This window comes from Vibrio sp. Vb1554, from assembly GCF_033344235.1.
On the sequence record NZ_JAWPOJ010000018.1, the window covers coordinates 18,847 to 34,820 of the forward strand.

Genomic DNA, 15,974 nt, shown 5'->3' on the forward strand with positions numbered 1-15,974 from the left:
CGCGTCCTGGAGGATTCGAACCTCCGACCGCCTGGTTCGTAGCCAGGTACTCTATCCAGCTGAGCTAAGGACGCGCAGATCTTCTTGCTAAGAAGTTGTGAAGTAAATCACATTCATTTCTTACGAAACAAAAAAAAGGCCATCGGGCCAGTCAATGAATGGCGGTGAAGGAGGGATTCGAACCCTCGATACGGGATAAACCGTATACTCCCTTAGCAGGGGAGCGCCTTCAGCCTCTCGGCCACCTCACCGTTTTCATTGTTATATCTCAAAAGAGATATGGCGCGTCCTGGAGGATTCGAACCTCCGACCGCCTGGTTCGTAGCCAGGTACTCTATCCAGCTGAGCTAAGGACGCACTTTTTGTTGATAAATCAACGTTGCAAGAATGGCGGTGAAGGAGGGATTCGAACCCTCGATACGGGATAAACCGTATACTCCCTTAGCAGGGGAGCGCCTTCAGCCTCTCGGCCACCTCACCGTCTTGCGGAGGCACATATTACGTTTTACCGAAAATATGTCAAACACTTTCTTTGAAAAAATCTACGAAACTGGCTTAACCGTTGCTGATTTAATCAAAGTGACTATTAAACGAACTTTATCACTCTATTATGATGAAAAAAAGAGAGTCTTCTCTGAAAAAAAGACATTTATTTTCAAATAACTTTCTGAAGTTCGAATCAACATTATTGATGAATTCACAGCCATACTCAACACAATAGTTTCTGCAAATTTTCAAAAACAGTAAAAACTAAAAAGGCCAACCCTTCGGTTAGCCTTTTTCATTCAAACTAAGCTCTGTAAACAGGAGCGACTTAGTAGTTACCTGAAGCAACGTTGCCATTGCCTTTTTCAGCTTGAATGCGCATGTAGATTTCTTCACGGTGAACTGAAACCTCTTTCGGAGCGTTAACGCCGATACGCACTTGGTTACCTTTAACACCTAGTACAGTTACAGTCACTTCATCACCAATCATCAGTGTTTCGCCTACGCGGCGAGTCAAAATTAGCATTCTTTGCTCCTTGAGTAATCTCTAAATTTTCTTGCTACAAAGCTATTATCCAACAAAAGTTATATTTTCGTAAACTACCTTGTTAGCGAAAATCAGCCTAAAAAGGCATGTTTTTGTTGAATGTTTAATGCTTCACTAGACGTAATGTAAGCATCATGCAGAATGTTTGCTGCTGTATCCACACATTCGGGTGCTAAAACTAGCATCATAGTGAGTGCATTCGTTGCGCTGAAATTGATCTCAATATCTCGCTTTGCCAACAAATCGCATGCGTGCTCTACCATTCCATTGGCCTCAAGCCCCACTGCGGTCAACAGGCTTACCACTTCACTATTACGGATTTTGTCGCTGAACACCAGATCGAACTTGGCACATGCATCTTGTTTTATCGTGATACCTGCCCGTTCTGTTTCCTCGATCACATTCCAAATGTCGATACCCAACATCTGACATTGTTTTGTAGCACTAGATAAATGTTCTTTATCGACTTCGATTATGGCAAGGTCACGTTGAATGGCTATACCAGAGACGGCTTGATTGCCTAACTCCCCCTTTACCAGACTGCCTTCATTAACATCAAATGTCGAAAGCACGCGCAGTGGCACATTATTCTTCCATGCAAATTGCACTGAAGGTAAATGTAATACTTTCGCGCCTCGGCTTGCCATCGCTTCCATGGAAGGAAAATCGATAACCGCCAATTTTCGCGCGTTTTTCACTACACGTGGGTCACAAGTATAAATACCATCAACGTCGGTAAAGATTTGACACTCATCCGCGCGCAATGCGCCTGCCAGTGCCACTGCGCTCGTATCTGAGCCACCTCGACCTAATGTGGTGATATCCCCGTTCTCATTCACACCTTGAAAGCCTGCAACAATCACTATTTGGTCTTGCTCAAGCAATCCCAGAATTGTCTTAGTATCAATGTGTTTAATCGTTGCGTCATTGTGTTGATTATCCGTCACAATATTCGCCTGTGCTCCGGTAAGCGAGCGTGCAGCATGACCCAATTTATTGAGTGTCATTGCTAACAGTGCCATTGACACTTGCTCACCAGCAGAGAGCAAAACATCAAGTTCTCGAGCTGTAGGCACGCTATCTATCTGTTTAGCGAGGTCCATCAGTCTGTTTGTTTCGCCTGACATTGCAGACACGACAACAACAACTTGATTGCCATCATTTTTCGCCTTAATGATGTGTTCAGCAACTTGGTGGATTCTTTCAATTGAACCCACAGAGGTTCCGCCAAACTTTTGCACGATAAGGGGCTTTTTCACCAGTCTTCACCTTCCCAAGACCGAAGTCTCTTTAGAACTGCTTACATCGTCAGTATTTCCTTTTAGAAAAATTATATAAGCAGTAGTTACAACAAAAACCAAATAGCCTAAATGACTCGGTTAACTTTTAGTCAATTAAACCACTTGGCTGCTAAAAAAAATTACGCTCAATCAAAGAAACTTGATTGAGCGTAATTTTAGTAGTTAAAAGCTTATAAGCGCTCTTCTAACCAAGGCTGAACTGTTTTAATTGCCTCTGGTAGTGCGGCTACATCAGTACCACCAGCTTGAGCCATGTCAGGACGACCACCGCCCTTACCACCGACTTGCTCAGCAATCATCTTAACTAGATCACCAGCTTTTACTTTACCAGTTAGATCTTTAGTCACACCAGCAATCAGGCCAACCTTGTCACCTGTTACGTTAGCAAGCAGTACGACACCAGACCCCATTTGGTTCTTAATGTCATCAACCATAGTACGTAGGTTCTTGCTGTCAGCGCCTTCAAGAGCTGCGACTAGAACTTTTGTACCATTGACTTCAACCGCTTTGCCCATGATGTTAGCGCTTTCTGCTGCCGCCATCTTATCTTTTAGCTTCTGCACTTCTTTCTCTAGCGCTTTTGCTTTCTGTGCAGATTCTGCCAGTTTCTCTTCGTACTTCGCGTTTTGAGCTTCAATCGCGTCTAATGCAGCCTCGCCTGTTACCGCCTCAATACGTCGAATACCTGCAGCAATGCCGCTTTCTGAAGTAATTTTGAATAGGCCAATATCACCTGTGCTTGATGCGTGAATACCACCGCAAAGCTCTGTCGAGAAGTCACCCATAGACAGTACGCGTACTTCGTCATCGTACTTCTCACCAAACAGTGCCATTGCGCCTTTCTTCTTAGCAGACTCAATGTCCATCACGTTGGTTTCAATCGTGTGGTTGCGACGAATTTGCGCGTTAACTAGACGCTCAACTTCTTTCAGTTCTGCTGCAGTTACGGCTTCTAGGTGTGAGAAGTCGAAACGTAGGTTGTCTGCCTTCACCAATGAACCTTTCTGCGTTACGTGCTCACCTAAAACTTGGCGTAGTGCTGCGTGTAGCAAGTGCGTTGCTGAGTGGTTTAGAGAGATAGCTGCGCGGCGCTCTGCGTCAACGATAGTTGCTACTTCATCACCTTTCGCTAGAACGCCTTCTGCCATTACACCGTGGTGCGCGATTGCGTTACCTAGTTTTTGAGTGTCCTCAACGCGGAATACACCAGACTCAGTACGGATTTCACCAGCGTCACCACACTGACCGCCTGACTCTGCGTAGAATGGTGTTTCACCAAGTACGATGATTGCTTTGTCGCCCGCAGATAGAGAATCTACTTCGTTGCCTTCAACGAACATCGCTGCTACAGAACTAGAGCCTTTAGTACCTGTGTAACCACAGAATTCTGTTTGCGTATCAACTTTGATTGCTGCGTTGTAGTCAGTACCAAAATTACCCGCTTCACGCGCACGTTGACGCTGCTCTTCCATCGCTTTCTCAAAACCTTCTTCGTCGATTGCGAACTCACGCTCACGTGCAACGTCGTTAGTTAAGTCAGCTGGGAAGCCGTAAGTGTCGTAAAGTTTAAATACGGTTTCGCCGTCCAGTACTTTACCGTCTAGGTTATCTAATGCTTCGTTTAGAATCGCCATACCGCGCTCAAGTGTACGACCAAAGTTTTCTTCTTCGATACGCAGTACTTTTTCAACCACAGCTTGTTGACGCTTCAGCTCTTCACCAGCCGTACCCATGATGTCTGCCAGTACGCCAACCAACTTGTGGAAGAATGCACCTTGTGCGCCCAGCTTGTTACCGTGACGAACTGCGCGACGGATGATACGGCGTAATACGTAACCACGACCTTCGTTTGAAGGCATAACGCCATCTACGATCAGGAATGAACATGAACGGATGTGGTCAGCGATAACGCGTAGTGATTGGTTTGATAGGTCTTCGTAACCGATCACTTCTGCTGCTGCTTTGATAAGAGCTTGGAATACATCAATTTCGTAGTTTGAGTGAACGCCCTGCATGATTGCAGAGATACGCTCGATACCCATACCAGTATCTACCGATGGTTTTGGTAGCGGTTCCATAGTGCCGTCTGCGTGACGGTTGAACTGCATGAATACGTTGTTCCAGATCTCGATGAAACGGTCACCATCTTCTTCAGGCGTGCCAGGACGGCCACCCCAGATGTGCTCACCGTGATCGTAGAAGATTTCAGTACATGGACCACAAGGGCCAGTGTCGCCCATTTGCCAGAAGTTATCAGACTCGTACGGCTTGCCGCCTTCTTTGTCACCAATGCGAACAATACGATCAGCGGGCACGCCAACTTTCTTGTTCCAGATGTCAAACGCTTCGTCATCGGTTTCGTAAACAGTTACCAATAAACGATCCGCTGGCAGTTTAAGAACTTCAGTTAAGAATTCCCAAGCAAAGGAGATCGCATCTTCTTTGAAGTAATCGCCAAAGCTGAAGTTGCCTAACATTTCAAAGAATGTGTGGTGACGAGCAGTAAAGCCAACATTTTCTAGGTCGTTATGTTTACCACCAGCACGTACGCAACGCTGAGCCGTAGTCGCTCGAGTGTAGGCTCGTTTTTCTAAGCCTAAGAAACAATCTTTAAATTGGTTCATACCTGCGTTTGTGAACAGCAGGGTTGGGTCGTTATGTGGAACTAACGATGAACTTTCTACGATTTGGTGTCCTTTGCTCTCAAAGAACTTGAGGAACGCGTTACGAACCTCATCAGTGCTCATGTACATGCAGCTCTTCCTGAAAATAGTCGAGTTAGAATTTTGCCGTATTGTAGATCATGCAAACAGCTGAGACTAGTTTTCTTGAGGAAAAGAGGGAGTAGGAGAAAAAATTTGAAGCAAAACAAAAATCAGTGCGGACGACTGACCGTTAATCTTCATCCTCAAAGCTCAGCGCGTAGCTGATTTGGTCAAAACTGTAGCCGCGATACTGCAGAAAACGAACTTGTTTTGCGTACTCTTTTTGGTCTTTGGCTTTAATACCTTTGAATTTCTTTTCTGCCGCCTGTTTAGCCAGTTCAAACCAATCTTGCGGCTCTTCAGCCATAGCTTGCTCAATCACCGATTCCGCAACACGCTTCTGGTTTAACTCTTGACGAATTCGACGCTCTCCATGTCCTTTGTATACATGCTGTCTAATTTGACTCTTCGCGTAACGTAAATCATCTAAATAGTTATGGTCTAGGCAAAAATTAATTGCGATGTCGATGTCTGATTCTTCATAGCCCTTCATCGATAATTTTTGGTAAAGCTCATACTGACCATGATCGCGACGGCTAAGCAATTGTATAGCAGCCTCTTTGCTCGATAATGTTGGCGCCTGGCGTTTTTGGTACATGATGATCCTAAAAGTATTTTTGCTGTACAGGCTCTCAATGGCCTTTGTGATAATTCGATTTTTGATTTCAATAGATACAACAAAGCCCCGCATTGCAGGGCTTTGTCATTTATTAATCTATGAGAGATTAAAACTCTTCAGCTTGCTCTGGCGCTTCACCAGCTTCAGGCGCTTCCGCAAGTGCTGGCGCTAGCAACATTTCACGCAGTTTTGTATCGATAGTTTTAGCCACTTCAGGGTGCTCACGCAGGTAGTTACATGCATTCGCTTTACCTTGACCAATCTTATCGCCATTGTAGCTATACCAAGCACCGGCTTTTTCAACTAACTTGTGCTTCACACCTAGATCGACAAGTTCACCTTCGCGGTTAAAGCCTTGGCCGTACATGATTTGTGTGTTTGCTTCTTTAAATGGTGCTGCAATCTTATTCTTAACAACTTTGATGCGCGTTTCGTTACCTACGACTTCGTCACCTTCTTTGATTGCACCAGTACGACGGATATCTAGACGAACAGAAGCGTAGAACTTAAGTGCGTTACCACCTGTTGTTGTTTCTGGGTTACCAAACATCACACCAATCTTCATACGGATTTGGTTGATGAAGATACACATACAGTTAGACTGCTTTAGGTTACCCGTTAGCTTACGCATTGCTTGAGAAAGCATACGTGCTTGCAGACCCATGTGGCTATCGCCCATTTCGCCTTCGATTTCTGCTTTCGGTGTTAGTGCTGCAACAGAGTCGACAACCATAACATCGATAGCACCAGAACGTGCAAGTGCGTCACAGATCTCTAGAGCTTGCTCACCTGTGTCTGGCTGAGAAACTAGCAATGCATCGATATCAACGCCAAGTTTCTTCGCGTATACAGGATCTAGAGCATGCTCTGCATCGATAAACGCACACGTTTTGCCTTCACGTTGCGCAGCAGCAATAAGCTCAAGCGTTAATGTTGTTTTACCTGAAGATTCTGGGCCGTAGATTTCTACGATACGACCCATTGGTAGACCACCAGCACCCAAAGCGATATCAAGAGAAAGAGAACCCGTTGAGATGGTTTCTACGTCCATTGCGCGGTTATCACCAAGGCGCATGATAGAGCCTTTACCGAATTGCTTTTCAATTTGACCTAGCGCAGCGGCGAGCGCTTTCTGTTTGTTCTCGTCCATTACTTTCTCCGATTTATTCATCTTCTTTGGGCGACGAATAGTAATTCATTTTTCTTAAGCAGAAGAACTGCTCAGCAATGAAAGTTATTATACTGTTGATTCATACAGTGTCCATACCTGTATGAAAAAAATTTGGCTGACCTAAAGTCATGATTTGCTCTAGCCCTTATCAATGCTGGGCTAAAACAAGTTAAGAAATTCTAGAGCAGATGTTGATACAATTGAGTCAGCGCGTGCTCGACCGCTTTTTTGCGAACTTCTGCACGGTCACCAGAGAAATGCATGGTTTCGACTTGCTGCCAACTTTGGTTATCAGCAAAAGCAAAGCAGACCATGCCGACTGGTTTCTCTTCACTGCCACCACCCGGCCCTGCAATACCACTGATGGACACACCGATGGTGGCATTGGAGTTTTTAATTGCACCCTGCACCATTTCAATCACAACTGGCTCACTCACTGCACCATGCGCTTCTAACGTTGAAGCTTGCACACCAAGCATCTCCATTTTCGCTTCATTACTGTAGGTGACGAACGCACGGTCAAGCCAAGCTGAACTACCAGCAATGTCAGTAATGGCGGTTGCAACACCACCACCTGTGCATGATTCTGCGGTTGTTAAAACATGCCCGTGTTTAGCCAATAATGTGCCTAAATCGGCACTCAATTTTGTTGTTTTTTCCATAGCCAAAATGCCCTTTGTCTCTTTTTACTTGATAGGGATTCACGTATCCTAAGCCGCTACGGAAATAAACAAAAGAACTTACCTGTGAAAGCTGAACAAAAACACACTCCGATGATGCAGCAATACCTCAAGCTAAAAGCTGAGAACCCAGAGATTTTGCTGTTCTACCGCATGGGCGATTTCTACGAACTCTTTTACGATGATGCCAAGCGAGCTTCTCAGCTTCTTGATATTTCATTGACCAAACGTGGTGCGTCTGCAGGTGAACCTATCCCAATGGCGGGTGTGCCATTTCACGCCGTAGAGGGCTACCTGGCAAAACTTGTTCAGCTTGGTGAGTCTGTGGCGATCTGTGAACAGATTGGCGATCCGGCCACCAGCAAGGGACCGGTAGAACGTAAAGTTGTGCGTATCGTGACACCAGGTACTGTGACGGATGAAGCGCTGCTTTCTGAGCGTGTCGATAACTTAATCGCAGCAATTTACCATCACAACGGTAAGTTCGGTTATGCGACGCTGGATGTCACCTCTGGTCGCTTCCAACTGACAGAACCAGAAACTGAAGAAGCGATGACAGCCGAGCTTCAACGCACTGCACCACGTGAGCTACTGTTCCCAGAAGATTTTGAACCTGTACATTTAATGGCGGGCCGCAATGGTAACCGTCGTCGCCCAGTCTGGGAGTTTGAGCTTGATACGGCTAAGCAACAACTCAATCAACAATTTGGCACAAAAGATCTGGTTGGTTTTGGTGTAGAACATGCGTCCTTAGGGTTATGTGCTGCTGGTTGTTTGATCCAGTACGTAAAAGATACTCAACGTACGGCTTTACCTCATATTCGCTCTTTAACGTTTGATCATCAGGATCAATCCGTCATCCTTGATGCTGCTACCCGACGTAATCTGGAAATTACTCAAAATCTAGCAGGCGGAACCGATAACACGCTCGCTGCAGTACTCGACCATTGTGCAACTCCGATGGGCAGCCGAATGCTGAAGCGTTGGTTGCATCAGCCTATGCGTTGCATTGAAACGTTAAACAATCGCCTTGATGCGATTGGTGAGATTAAAGAACAAGCTCTGTTTGCCGATCTTCAACCAACGTTAAAGCAAATTGGTGATATTGAACGTATCTTAGCGCGCCTTGCATTACGCTCTGCTCGCCCTCGCGATATGGCTAGACTTCGCAATGCCATGCAACAGCTACCAGAGCTAGAATCTGTCACCGCTTCTTTGACCCATCCGTACCTAACGAAATTGGCGAAGTATGCAGCTCCGATTGACGAAGTATGTGACCTGTTAGAGCGCGCGATTAAAGAAAATCCGCCGGTTGTTATTCGTGATGGTGGCGTCATCGCTGAAGGCTACAATGCGGAGCTCGATGAATGGCGAAAATTGGCAGACGGTGCAACAGAATATCTTGAGCAGCTTGAGCGAGATGAGCGTGAACGACACGGTATCGATACGCTTAAAGTAGGCTATAACAACGTTCATGGCTTCTTTATCCAAGTGAGCCGTGGCCAGAGCCATTTGGTTCCACCGCATTATGTACGTCGCCAAACACTCAAAAACGCTGAACGCTACATCATCCCAGAGCTTAAGGAACACGAAGACAAAGTACTTAACTCGAAATCTAAAGCGTTAGCACTTGAGAAACAGTTGTGGGAAGAACTGTTTGATCTATTGATGCCAAACCTTGAGAAGCTGCAAAACCTAGCTTCTGCTCTGTCTCAACTGGATGTATTACAAAACCTAGCAGAGCGTGCAGATTCGTTAGATTACTGCCGCCCAACGCTTGTGAAAGACGCAGGAATTCACATTCAAGCTGGTCGTCATCCAGTCGTAGAACAAGTAACAACAGAGCCGTTCATCGCGAACCCAATTGAGCTTAACCCAGCCCGTAAGATGTTGATCATCACCGGTCCAAACATGGGTGGTAAATCAACCTACATGCGTCAAACTGCGCTGATTGCATTGATGGCACATATCGGCTCTTATGTACCGGCAGAATCCGCACAGATTGGTTCTTTAGATCGTATATTTACTCGTATTGGTGCGTCAGATGATCTTGCATCTGGCCGCTCGACCTTCATGGTAGAAATGACCGAAACAGCCAATATTCTTCACAACGCAACTAAGAACAGTTTGGTGCTAATGGATGAAATCGGACGCGGTACTAGTACTTACGACGGTCTCTCTTTAGCTTGGGCAAGTGCGGAATGGCTCGCAACACAAATTGGTGCGATGACCCTATTTGCAACTCACTACTTCGAATTAACAGAGTTACCGAACCAACTGCCAAGCTTAGCGAACGTTCACTTGGATGCCGTAGAACATGGAGACAGCATTGCCTTTATGCACGCAGTTCAAGAAGGTGCGGCAAGTAAGTCTTACGGCTTGGCTGTTGCGGGCTTAGCTGGCGTACCAAAAACGGTCATCAAAAATGCGCGTAACAAGCTATCTCAGCTAGAGCAACTGGGGCAAAACAGTGACACACCGCGTCCAAGTGCAGTAGATGTGGCCAACCAGTTGAGCCTGATTCCAGAGCCTAGCGAGGTCGAACAAGCTCTGTCAGGTATTGATCCTGACGACTTAACGCCACGCCAAGCTCTTGAAGAGCTGTATCGCTTGAAGAAGATGCTGTAAACAGACTCACACCGACGAGCAAAAAAGAAAAAAGGCTATGGGGAACCATAGCCTTTTGTGTATCTAGTGAAATACGGATTACTTAATCGTCTTCTACGTTAAACAAGTTTTCCATATTCAAACCTTGTTTGATTAGGACTTCACGAAGACGACGTAAACCTTCCACTTGTATTTGACGTACTCGCTCACGTGTCAGACCAATCTCTCGACCAACTTCTTCCAGCGTCGAAGGCTCGTAGCCTAGTAGGCCGAAGCGACGTGCAAGCACTTCTTTCTGTTTCGGATTCAACTCTTCTAACCAATGAATCAACGATGATTTGATGTCGTCATCTTGAGTCGAAACTTCTGGATCAGAGTTGTTTGCATCAGGAATAATATCCAGCAGCGCTTTCTCACCGTCACCACCGATTGGCGTGTCGACAGAGCTAATACGCTCATTAAGGCGTAACATTTTGCTTACGTCTTCGACTGGAATATCTAATTGAGCAGCAATTTCTTCTGCGGTCGGTTCGTGATCGAGCTTTTGAGAAAGTTCACGCGCAGTACGCAGATAAATGTTCAGCTCTTTCACTACGTGGATAGGTAGACGGATCGTGCGAGTTTGGTTCATCAACGCTCGCTCTATCGTTTGTCGGATCCACCATGTTGCGTAAGTAGAGAAACGGAAACCACGTTCTGGGTCGAATTTTTCGACCGCTCGGATCAAGCCGAGGTTACCTTCTTCAATCAGATCGAGTAGTGCTAGACCACGGTTACTGTATCGACGAGAAATCTTAACAACCAAACGTAGGTTACTTTCGATCATACGTTTGCGTGCCGCTTCGTCGCCACGTAGGGCGCGTCTTGCGTAAAGCACTTCTTCTTCGGCAGTAAGTAAAGGTGAGAAGCCAATTTCGCCCAAATACAACTGAGTTGCATCTAAGCTTTTACTGCTCGCGTCAAATTCTTCACGCGCAGTCGCTTTGCTTTCTGTGGATGATGATCTTTCGAGTTCGTTATCAATGGTCTTCACTGACGCATTGTCAAATGCAAACTCTTCAACTTTGGTTACTGTGTTGCTGATACTCATAACGCCTCCCCCTGGCGAGTTAGCAAGACATGACAACTCAATATGTCGCTAAATGATGTCGCAAGTTGTTTTTCAAAGTTTTAAGGCAAATAGCGTTTTGGATTCACTGATTTACCTTGATAGCGAATTTCAAAGTGTAGTTTGACCGACTTTGCACCTGAACTACCCATGGTGGCGATTTTTTGTCCGCTTTTTACGCTTTGTCCTTCTGTGACCAGCAGTTTGTCATTATGTGCGTATGCGCTTAAATAATTGTCGTTATGCTTTACTATAATTAAGTTGCCATAACCTCGTAGCGCATTGCCTGAATAAACGACTGTGCCGGCTGCGGTTGAAACGATAGGTTGACCACGCTGTCCTGCGATGTCGATACCTTTATTTCCCTGTTCTCCCGCCGAAAAGTTCTTGATTACTCTCCCTTTTGTTGGCCACAACCACTTTGAGACTTTATCACTCTTTGCTGTGGTAGTTGGCGCTTTTTGCTTCACTTTTTGGTTATCTTTTGAACCAACATACTCCTTTGTTTTCGATTGTTCAACCTTCTTTGGAGGCTGTTTTTGTACGACTTTAGGCTTAGTCTCTGTAGGTTTTTGACTAGAGTTTTTACTCGAAGGTTTAGGTTTAGAGGCTGTTGATGTTTTCGTCACTGGAGCTGGGGGTGTCGTAACAACAGGAGCCACAACGGGTTCAACTTTTTGACCATATTTAGGGGCGACATATTTCGGAGCCCAAAGTTTTAGCCTCTGTCCTGGGTAGATAGTGTAAGGCTGAGTTAACTCATTGTAACGAACAAGATCATTTACATCTTTATCTGTGACATAAGCTATGAAGTAAAGCGTATCGCCTTTTTTTACCTCATAATAACTCCCTCTGTAACTCCCTCTTTCAAGGCTTGAATAGTCTTTTTTTAGACTAGAGACAGGTGCAGGGGAATGCGCTGCACAACCAACTAGTCCTGCAGCAAACACAAAGCTAATACCAATATGACGTAGTAACTTATTCACCTATCCCTAACCCTTAAGCTAAATCACCCGCAACCAGAGGTACGAACCGAACCATTTCTACAACGGTAGAGAGATATTCGTCTCCCTTACGCTCTATTTTTAATAACTGTTGCTCCGTATCTCCAACAGGAATGACCATTTTGCCGCCATCTCTTAATTGTGAGAGAAGAGCTTGGGGAATCACTTCAGCGGCAGCGGTAACAATGATAGCATCGAAAGGACCTCTCGCTTCCCAGCCCTGCCACCCATCAGCATGCTTAGTTGAAACATTGTAAATATCCAATTGCTTCAGGCGACGCTTTGCTTCCCATTGCAACGATTTAATTCGCTCAACGGAGTATACATGATCAACAATTTGCGCCAGTACCGCGGTTTGATAACCCGATCCCGTTCCGATTTCCAGAACACGACTCGCCGGCTCTAGCTCAAGCAACTCGGTCATACGCGCAACGATATAAGGCTGAGAAATAGTTTGTCCCTGACCAATTGGTAACGCATTGTTATCATAGGCTTGGTGCATCATCGCTTGAGAAACAAAGCTTTCTCGTGGCAAGCGTTGGATAGCATCCAGAACTCTTTGGTCTTTGATGCCACTGGAGATAAGAAACGCTATCAACCTGTCAGCATGTGGGTTACTCATTACTTCTCTTCCTTTAACCAACTATCCATAGCACGCAGCGACTCGTGAGCGGTGAGATCAACTTGCAGAGGCGTCATTGAAACTCGGCCATGCTCAATTGCATAAAAGTCCGTGCCCTCTCCTGCATCTTGCTCCTTTCCTGGTGGCCCTAACCAATAAATGTCATGGCCTCTCGGATCTTTCTGCTTGATCATATTCTCTGCGTGATGACGTGCACCTAAACGCGTAACTTCAATTTCACCTAAATTCTCTGATGGTAAGTCAGGCACGTTTACGTTCAGTAGACGATTCGTTGGAATCGGCGACGCTAAATGCTGTTGTACAATTTGACGTGCAATTTTAGCGGCGGATTCGAAATGTCGCTTACCCACTAGAGAAAAAGCCACCGACTGAACGCCAAGGAAATGACCTTCCATGGCTGCTGCTACTGTTCCAGAATAAAGAACATCATCACCCAAATTAGCGCCATGGTTGATTCCTGACAGAACAAGATCAGGCAAATCATCTTTCATTAGCTCATTCAGCGCGAAATGCACACAATCCGTGGGCGTGCCTTGCACTGAGTAGATATTTGGGGCAATTTCAGTCACGCGTAATGGTTGTTCTAATGTGAGTGAATTCGAAGCACCTGAACGATTTCGATCAGGTGCGACAATGGTCACTTCAGCGATATCTCTCAACTCATCAGCGAGGGCATGAATCCCTTGAGCATGAACACCATCATCATTGCTGATTAAGACTCTTAAGGGCTTCGGGTTTCGTGAATCCTGTTCCATTAGTATTCTCTTTCTACTTCAACCTCATTAACTAACTCACGAACAATAGAGGTCGCAAAAGATCCCGCATCCAGTGAGAAAGTCAGCGTAATGTTGTTACCTTCAACCGTCCAAGCTAAATCTTTTGGCTTCAGCGCAATATCGCGACGATCGTGGCGCATGCGATTACCACGAATCAACGCCATGAGGTCAGGCTCTTCGTCTAAAAACGGTTGCTCTAATGCCAGAGCCTCGGCTTGAGTAGGCAGTGCATTATCGCCAGCAAGCGCAGCGGTAATTGCCGCTTCACCTTGTGCAAATTGCACTTGCAAATCAGTGATGTTGTTTGCATCAATCAACTGAGTGCCTGAATTCGTCTGTGCAATGTCACCATCAATGAACTTATCAAACACACCATTCTCTAGACGAGCTGAAACGATGCGGTTGAAAATCCACGAACGAGCCGCTGATAAATACATGCTGCGCTTGTTTTGATTGCGGGTACGAACGTTTTCGCGTCCCCATCGACGTGCTTCTTCAAGGTTGTTACCATCGTTACCAAAACGCTGACTACCAAAGTAGTTTGGCACGCCAACTTGTTTCACTTTTTCAAGACGTTGCTCTACATCCGCTATATCTGTCACTTCAGACAAAGTAACCACGAACTCGTTCCCTACTAGGTCACCAGGACGCAGTTTTTTATTGTGACGATCTGTTGCAAGGATTTCGATACTTGGGTATTGAGACAAAAACGCTGAAAAATCTGGCGTTTCACCTTTTGGTAAATGGACACTTAACCACTGTTCCGTCACCGCATGACGGTCTTTAAGACCCGCCCAGCTAACGTCTTTCGACTTAACACCACAGGCTTTTGCTAACTCGTTAGCAACGAAGCTGGTGTTCTCGCCCTTTTTACGGATACGAACCATTAAGTGCTCGCCTTCGCCCGTAAAGGCAAAACCTAAATCTTCGCGAACCTGAAAATGCTCTGGCTGCGCTTTAATTTTTGCCGATGCAACTGGCTTACCCGTTAGGTAAGCCAATGAAGATAAAATGTCTGACATGATGTGTTTCCGCTGATATCACAGCTTAGGGGAGCAAATTGCTAGTTATTGCTTAAACAGAAGTACAACGGCTTCCGTTGCAATGCCTTCTTTGCGTCCAGTAAAACCGAGACGTTCTGTCGTCGTCGCTTTTACGTTGATGTTACTAATGTCGGTTTCTAGGTCTTCGGCAATTGCCGCACACATTGCGTCAATGTGTGGTGCCATTTTAGGCGCTTGTGCCATGATGGTTACATCAGCATTGCCAAGACGGTAGCCTTGCTCTTTGACTCGACGGTAAACGTCTTTCAGTAATTCACGACTGTTTGCGCCTTTCCATTTATCATCCGTATCTGGGAAATGACGACCAATATCGCCGGCAGCAATCGCGCCCAGCAGAGCATCCGTTAACGCATGCAACGCTACATCGCCGTCTGAGTGTGCAATCAAACCTTGCTCATAAGGGATTGCTACACCACCAATAATGACTGGGCCTTCACCACCGAATTTATGTACATCGAAACCATGACCAATTCGAATCATTTTCTATCCTTTCTTTATTCGCCGCGCTCACGGCTTAGATAAAACTCGGCTAACGCGAGATCTTCTGGCTGAGTGATTTTTATATTGTTCGCATTCCCTTGAACTAAGGCTGGCTTCTCGCCTAACCATTCCAAAGCCGAGGCTTCATCGGTAATGGTTACACCCTGTTCTAATGCGTCAGCCAGTGCTTGAGTAAGCTGCTGAGTTTTAAACATTTGTGGAGTAAGTGCATGCCACAATGCTTCTCTATCTACCGTATGATCGATATCTTGTACTGCGTTTGCTCGCTTCATTGTATCTCTCACAGGAGATGCGAGAATGCCACCCGTTGAGTGGGCGCAGCAAACATCAATCAAACGGTCAATGTCGGATGTTAATACACATGGCCTCGCAGCGTCGTGGACTAATACCCACTCGCTTTCCAGATGCTCATTGACATAGTTTAGCCCTGATAACACAGAGTCTGCTCTTTCTTTACCACCAGCTACACGAATCACATCTGGGTGCTTAGCAATGGACAATTCTGGGTAATATGGGTCGCCGTCAGTAACGGCAACGACAACCTTAGAAATATTTGGGTGAGAAAGCAGTTTCTCTACGGTATGTTCCAGTACCGCTTTACCTTCGATCAATAAATATTGCTTAGGGCGATCTGCCTTCATTCTGCTCCCTACACCAGCAGCTGGCACAATTGCGATATGCGATGAGTTCATATCCAACATT

Annotated in this window: 14 protein-coding genes and 4 tRNA genes; 1 reads left to right on the forward strand and 17 read right to left on the reverse strand. The window is 45.7% G+C overall.

Annotated elements, in window-relative coordinates; translation table 11 throughout:
* The 10 genes from R8N28_RS15350 to pncC all read right to left on the reverse strand — a co-directional run bounded on the left by R8N28_RS15350 (position 1) and on the right by pncC (position 7,551).
* A tRNA-Arg gene (locus R8N28_RS15350) sits at positions 1-74 on the reverse strand.
* Between the two features lie 85 nt (positions 75-159).
* Positions 160-251, reverse strand: a tRNA-Ser gene (locus R8N28_RS15355).
* A 29-nt stretch (positions 252-280) separates the two neighbouring features.
* Positions 281-357: transfer RNA gene (locus tag R8N28_RS15360), tRNA-Arg, on the reverse strand.
* Positions 358-388: 31 nt separating this feature from the next.
* Positions 389-480: transfer RNA gene (locus R8N28_RS15365), tRNA-Ser, on the reverse strand.
* A 334-nt stretch (positions 481-814) separates the two neighbouring features.
* Positions 815-1,012 carry a carbon storage regulator CsrA gene (csrA, locus tag R8N28_RS15370; RefSeq protein WP_004415691.1) on the reverse strand — a complete coding sequence of 66 codons (198 nt, stop codon included), beginning with the start codon at positions 1,010-1,012 and terminating at the stop codon, positions 815-817.
* Between the two features lie 92 nt (positions 1,013-1,104).
* Positions 1,105-2,292: an aspartate kinase gene (locus R8N28_RS15375; protein ID WP_065274845.1), complete on the reverse strand. Its 1,188-nt coding sequence runs from the start codon at positions 2,290-2,292 to the stop codon at positions 1,105-1,107.
* A gap of 212 nt (positions 2,293-2,504) precedes the next feature.
* Positions 2,505-5,087 (reverse strand): alanine--tRNA ligase, encoded by a 2,583-nt coding sequence (gene alaS, locus R8N28_RS15380; protein ID WP_005380872.1) that lies wholly within the window; start codon positions 5,085-5,087, stop codon positions 2,505-2,507.
* A 142-nt stretch (positions 5,088-5,229) separates the two neighbouring features.
* The gene (gene recX, locus R8N28_RS15385; RefSeq protein ID WP_017633543.1) at positions 5,230-5,697 is read right to left on the reverse strand and encodes a recombination regulator RecX; all 468 of its coding nucleotides are present in this window, start codon (positions 5,695-5,697) and stop codon (positions 5,230-5,232) included.
* Positions 5,698-5,824: 127 nt separating this feature from the next.
* Entirely contained in the window at positions 5,825-6,868 is a 1,044-nt protein-coding gene (recA, locus tag R8N28_RS15390; protein WP_005380874.1) for a recombinase RecA, read from the reverse strand.
* A 200-nt stretch (positions 6,869-7,068) separates the two neighbouring features.
* Positions 7,069-7,551, reverse strand: a complete 483-nt coding sequence (gene pncC / locus R8N28_RS15395) for a nicotinamide-nucleotide amidase (RefSeq protein WP_065274846.1) — start codon at positions 7,549-7,551, stop codon at positions 7,069-7,071.
* A gap of 84 nt (positions 7,552-7,635) precedes the next feature.
* Here pncC and mutS point away from each other — a divergent pair, with 84 nt between their 5' ends.
* Positions 7,636-10,197: a DNA mismatch repair protein MutS gene (mutS, locus tag R8N28_RS15400; RefSeq protein ID WP_065274847.1), complete on the forward strand. Its 2,562-nt coding sequence runs from the start codon at positions 7,636-7,638 to the stop codon at positions 10,195-10,197.
* An 82-nt stretch (positions 10,198-10,279) separates the two neighbouring features.
* Here mutS and rpoS read toward each other — a convergent pair whose 3' ends face one another.
* The 7 genes from rpoS to ispD all read right to left on the reverse strand — a co-directional run bounded on the left by rpoS (position 10,280) and on the right by ispD (position 15,973).
* Positions 10,280-11,266, reverse strand: coding sequence for an RNA polymerase sigma factor RpoS (gene rpoS, locus R8N28_RS15405; protein ID WP_005380887.1), 987 nt, complete (start codon positions 11,264-11,266; stop codon positions 10,280-10,282).
* Between the two features lie 80 nt (positions 11,267-11,346).
* Positions 11,347-12,270 (reverse strand): peptidoglycan DD-metalloendopeptidase family protein, encoded by a 924-nt coding sequence (locus R8N28_RS15410; protein WP_017633546.1) that lies wholly within the window; start codon positions 12,268-12,270, stop codon positions 11,347-11,349.
* Positions 12,271-12,283: 13 nt separating this feature from the next.
* Positions 12,284-12,910, reverse strand: coding sequence for a protein-L-isoaspartate(D-aspartate) O-methyltransferase (locus R8N28_RS15415; protein WP_005380892.1), 627 nt, complete (start codon positions 12,908-12,910; stop codon positions 12,284-12,286).
* Entirely contained in the window at positions 12,910-13,686 is a 777-nt protein-coding gene (gene surE, locus R8N28_RS15420) for a 5'/3'-nucleotidase SurE (protein ID WP_005380894.1), read from the reverse strand. The genes R8N28_RS15415 and surE overlap by 1 nt, the downstream gene beginning before the upstream one ends.
* Positions 13,686-14,729 carry a tRNA pseudouridine(13) synthase TruD gene (truD, locus tag R8N28_RS15425; RefSeq protein ID WP_017633547.1) on the reverse strand — a complete coding sequence of 348 codons (1,044 nt, stop codon included), beginning with the start codon at positions 14,727-14,729 and terminating at the stop codon, positions 13,686-13,688. The genes surE and truD overlap by 1 nt, the downstream gene beginning before the upstream one ends.
* 45 nt (positions 14,730-14,774) lie before the next feature.
* Entirely contained in the window at positions 14,775-15,251 is a 477-nt protein-coding gene (gene ispF, locus R8N28_RS15430; protein ID WP_005380896.1) for a 2-C-methyl-D-erythritol 2,4-cyclodiphosphate synthase, read from the reverse strand.
* A 14-nt stretch (positions 15,252-15,265) separates the two neighbouring features.
* The gene (gene ispD / locus R8N28_RS15435; RefSeq protein WP_017633548.1) at positions 15,266-15,973 is read right to left on the reverse strand and encodes a 2-C-methyl-D-erythritol 4-phosphate cytidylyltransferase; all 708 of its coding nucleotides are present in this window, start codon (positions 15,971-15,973) and stop codon (positions 15,266-15,268) included.
* Position 15,974: the final 1 nt, after the last annotated feature.

Bases quoted from the DNA above. Each gene is read 5' to 3' on its own strand.
- csrA (WP_004415691.1), bottom strand. From the start codon at position 1,012: ATGCTAATTTTGACTCGCCGCGTAGGCGAAACACTGATGATTGGTGAT.
- alaS (WP_005380872.1), bottom strand. From the start codon at position 5,087: ATGTACATGAGCACTGATGAGGTTCGTAACGCGTTCCTCAAGTTCTTT.
- recX (WP_017633543.1), bottom strand. From the start codon at position 5,697: ATGTACCAAAAACGCCAGGCGCCAACATTATCGAGCAAAGAGGCTGCT.
- recA (WP_005380874.1), bottom strand. From the start codon at position 6,868: ATGGACGAGAACAAACAGAAAGCGCTCGCCGCTGCGCTAGGTCAAATT.
- pncC (WP_065274846.1), bottom strand. From the start codon at position 7,551: ATGGAAAAAACAACAAAATTGAGTGCCGATTTAGGCACATTATTGGCT.
- rpoS (WP_005380887.1), bottom strand. From the start codon at position 11,266: ATGAGTATCAGCAACACAGTAACCAAAGTTGAAGAGTTTGCATTTGAC.
- R8N28_RS15415 (WP_005380892.1), bottom strand. From the start codon at position 12,910: ATGAGTAACCCACATGCTGACAGGTTGATAGCGTTTCTTATCTCCAGT.
- surE (WP_005380894.1), bottom strand. From the start codon at position 13,686: ATGGAACAGGATTCACGAAACCCGAAGCCCTTAAGAGTCTTAATCAGC.
- truD (WP_017633547.1), bottom strand. From the start codon at position 14,729: ATGTCAGACATTTTATCTTCATTGGCTTACCTAACGGGTAAGCCAGTT.
- ispF (WP_005380896.1), bottom strand. From the start codon at position 15,251: ATGATTCGAATTGGTCATGGTTTCGATGTACATAAATTCGGTGGTGAA.
- ispD (WP_017633548.1), bottom strand. From the start codon at position 15,973: ATGTTGGATATGAACTCATCGCATATCGCAATTGTGCCAGCTGCTGGT.